The organism is Frankia sp. CcWB2, from assembly GCF_977927585.1.
Genome location: NZ_CDWRCM010000136.1, coordinates 1 through 3,370 on the forward strand (window position 1 = coordinate 1; position 3,370 = coordinate 3,370).

Below are 3,370 nucleotides of genomic sequence, written 5' to 3' on the forward strand. Positions count from 1 at the left end.
GGAGTCCGTCTCGTGGGCTCGGAGATGTGTATAAGAGACAGCATACATGGCCCGTCATGGCCGTATCCGTTCCGCCCGCTCACGCTGAGGACCAAGGCGCCCGGGGCCGGGTCTGAGGACCCCGCTCCCCGGCCTCGGGCGTCATCCATCCGTGCCAGGAGGGGAGGAAATCGGTGGACAGGGACACCGAAAGGCAAGACTCCGGGCTGGGGCCGCCGGGCGGCGCGGCGCTGCGGCTCATTGCTGAAGGGCTCGGGGCGGCGTTGGGACGGTTGGAAGCCGCCGGGGTCGTGCTCGCTTGCGACGCGGGCGACCTGCCCACCACCGCTGTGCAGCAGGCGGCCTTGGAGGAGCGAACCGAGGCCGTCACCGCGGAACTGCGCCGGTTGCCCGCCGTCCGGCAGGCCATCGAAGTGGAGATCGAGGTGTTGGGCGCCCGGGTGCTCACCGTTTCGCCGGCCACCCCCTCCCCGGGGCCGGCATGAACCTTCCGGCCAGCACCGCGCCCCAGCCAGCCGCCAACCTGCGTGCGAGCGTCCACCAGTTCGCCGCCGCCACCACGGCCCCGGCCTTGGCGCGGCAGGCGGCGGCCGGGCTGCTGGAGGGCTGGGGACTTACAGATCTTCTCGACACCACGGCCCTGTTGATTTCAGAACTCATTACCAATGCCGTCCGGGCCACGGAAAGTTCGGGTGGTAACTTAAGGTCTATTGTATCCATGCGCATCAGCTGGGCCGCGCGAAGCCTCATCATCGAAATCTGGGATCGTAACCCGAAGCCGCCTGAACTTCAGGTTCAATATCTTGATCGTGAGAGCGGTCGGGGTCTCCACATTGTCGAAGCCCTGAGCCTTGCGGCAGCCTATTACCCGTCGCCCACCGGAGTTGGCAAAGTTACCTGGTGCCAGATTGAGGCACCGGTGCCGTCCGAAGCTGAGGAGTCGGGCCCACTTCTCCCACACCGCCGGCCCACGGTTGCACGTGCCGATCCTGGGTTGGTTTTCGATGACATGGCCGTACTGAAACGGGTGCTCGATGGCCTGCGCGCCATGGACGGCCGCCTACCCCGGAGCGACGCCATGAGATAATAGCGTCATATCCTCGCCCAATACAGCCGTACTTCCGGAGTTTCCTCATGCCGTTTTCCGCAGACCGCTGGATGACCGAATACCCCGCCTGGCTTCCCACCGATACCGGGGTACGCCGCGTATTTGCGTTGCCGGGCGGCCCGGTCTTGGCGGAGGTTCACGGCGGCAACCTCACGCTCACGGCGCTGGGCGGCGACGAAGCGGAGCCGCTGGCGGATGTCTTCGGGATGCCGGACGGCGCTGCCAGTGAAGTGCCGGAGCTGGCCAAGGAGCTGGCTGGCCTGGGCAACGTGGGCCGCTTCCGCAACCCCTCGCTGTGGGAGGCGCTGGCGACCGCGATCCTGCGCCAGGTCATCCGGGCGGGCCAGTCCAAGAAGCTCTACCGACAGCTGTGCGCAGCCCACGGGCAGCAGGTGGCCCTGCCGGACGGCGACACCTACGGCCTGTTTCCGAGTCCGGAAAAAGTCCTGGAGCTGGACGACGAACAATACGGAGAGCTTGGGCTCGCTTTCAAGCGGGCAGCGATCCGGGCCGCCGCCACGGCCTACCTGGCCCACGGCGAAAACTGGAAGCGTCTGTCCCTACCGGCCCTCATCGACGAATTGCAGAGCGTCCAGCGGATCGGCCCTTGGACGGCCGGCGCGGCCGTTGCCGACTACACCAATACCTGGGACCTGTACCCCTACGCCGATCTAGCCGTACGCACGTGGGCGGGGCGGGCTGTCCCGGCGCACCACTGGTTCCATAACGAGCGTGCCTTCGGCGCTCAGTGGCGGCATCTGGCGGGGGAACACCTATCGACCTTGACCCTCCTGACCCTTGCTTGGGGATCGCAACATGGAGACATTGGATGACGGCCCCGTCCTGGGCGCCGACCTGAACCGCCCGCTCGACGCCGTTTTTATCAACGCCCCCTTGCGTGACTACGGCCTGCGCCCACGGGTGAACGACTTCACCTTGCCGGTACTGGGCATGGCCTACATCGCTACCTACGCGAGCAGCCAGGGCTTCAACGTCGGCGTACTTGACGCCGAAGCCTTGGGACTCGGCATCAAAGAGACCTATCAGCTGGTGAACAGCCTCGGCCCGCGCTGGGCCGGCTTCAACCTCTTGGCCCCCACCTACGAGGTGAGCGCCGAAATCGCCGCCGGTCTGGACCGGGACATCATGGTCATGGTCGGCGGGCACCAGGCCAAGGCCATGCCCAAAGCCATCATCGCCGACCCCCGCTTCGGGGCGCTCGAAGCCCTGGTGCTTGGCGAGGGCGAAACCCGCGTGGCAGAACTCTTGCAGGACAAGCGATCCCGCGTCGACCTACCCGGCGTGATGTGGCTCGACCCCATCCTTCACCAGCCCGTCACTGGCGGCCAGCCGGGCGCGGGCCACCACCTGGCCCCAGATGTGGACCGCCTGCCCTTCGTCGACCGCCGGTTTCTGGTGGGCGACCCGTACCAGGCGCCAGACGGCCGCGTCGAGGCCAACATGGTCGGTGCCCGCGGCTGCCCGTACGACTGCTCATTTTGTGGCGCCGCCGTCAGCGCCAACCCGGACATCACCATCCGCACCCGCACCCCTGCCGGCATTATCGCCGAGATGGAGGTGCTGCACGCCACAGGCGGCGTAACCGCCTTCCGCTTCGTCGATGATCTTTTTCTCGGTTACGAGCGGTTCATCCGGCAGTGCATGGAGGCCTTCACCGCCGCCCGCCTCGGGGAGCGATTCGTCTGGGATGCCACCGGCCGTATCAACATCCTGCATCGGGCCGATGACGCCCTGTTGGATGTACTGGCCGCCAACGGCCTGCGGGAAGTTGCTCTGGGTGTCGAGTCCGGCAGTGAGCGGCTGCTTGGGTACATGGGCAAACGGATCAACCCCGATATGACCCGCTCCGTGGTCCGTCGCCTCACCGAGCGCGGCATCTCGGTGAAGGGCTACTTCATCCTGGGCTTCCCCACAGAGACGCGCGAGGAGTTGGCGGCCACCGTCCGCCACGTCAGGGAGCTGTGGGAGGTGGCGGACGGCCAGCCAGGGAACTTCCGGGCCTCCGTCTTCGAGTTCCGCCCGTATCCCGGCACGCCGGAGTGGGACCGCATCGTGGCCACCGGCCGCTACCAGCCCGCGCAGCTTCTGGCCTACACCGCCGTTGACCTAACCGTTGGCGGCCTTGACGAAGCCATGCGCGGGCGCGACGAGTTCAACTTCTCGGTCACCATCCGGTTCGGGGAAGCCACCGTAGATGAGGTGCGGGCCGCCCTGGTGGAGCTGTCCCGCGAGCAGCACGCC

The 3,370-nt window shown here is 67.0% G+C and carries 4 protein-coding genes; all 4 read left to right on the forward strand.

Going from position 1 to position 3,370, the window contains the following annotated elements:
• Window positions 1-173 precede the first annotated feature (173 nt).
• The gene (locus tag ACY45C_RS14625; RefSeq protein WP_462188156.1) at window positions 174-485 is read left to right on the forward strand and encodes a hypothetical protein; all 312 of its coding nucleotides are present in this window, start codon (window positions 174-176) and stop codon (window positions 483-485) included.
• Window positions 482-1,087, forward strand: a complete 606-nt coding sequence (locus ACY45C_RS14630) for an ATP-binding protein (protein WP_462188157.1) — start codon at window positions 482-484, stop codon at window positions 1,085-1,087. Before ACY45C_RS14625 ends, ACY45C_RS14630 begins: the two co-directional genes overlap by 4 nt.
• A gap of 47 nt (window positions 1,088-1,134) precedes the next feature.
• Entirely contained in the window at window positions 1,135-1,941 is an 807-nt protein-coding gene (locus tag ACY45C_RS14635; protein ID WP_462188158.1) for a DNA glycosylase family protein, read from the forward strand.
• On the forward strand, window positions 1,925-3,370 hold a 1,446-nt coding region (locus ACY45C_RS14640), incomplete at its 3' end, for a B12-binding domain-containing radical SAM protein (RefSeq protein WP_462188159.1). The genes ACY45C_RS14635 and ACY45C_RS14640, both read left to right, overlap by 17 nt.

Bases quoted from the DNA above. Each gene is read 5' to 3' on its own strand.
- ACY45C_RS14630 (WP_462188157.1), top strand. From the start codon at position 482: ATGAACCTTCCGGCCAGCACCGCGCCCCAGCCAGCCGCCAACCTGCGT.
- ACY45C_RS14635 (WP_462188158.1), top strand. From the start codon at position 1,135: ATGCCGTTTTCCGCAGACCGCTGGATGACCGAATACCCCGCCTGGCTT.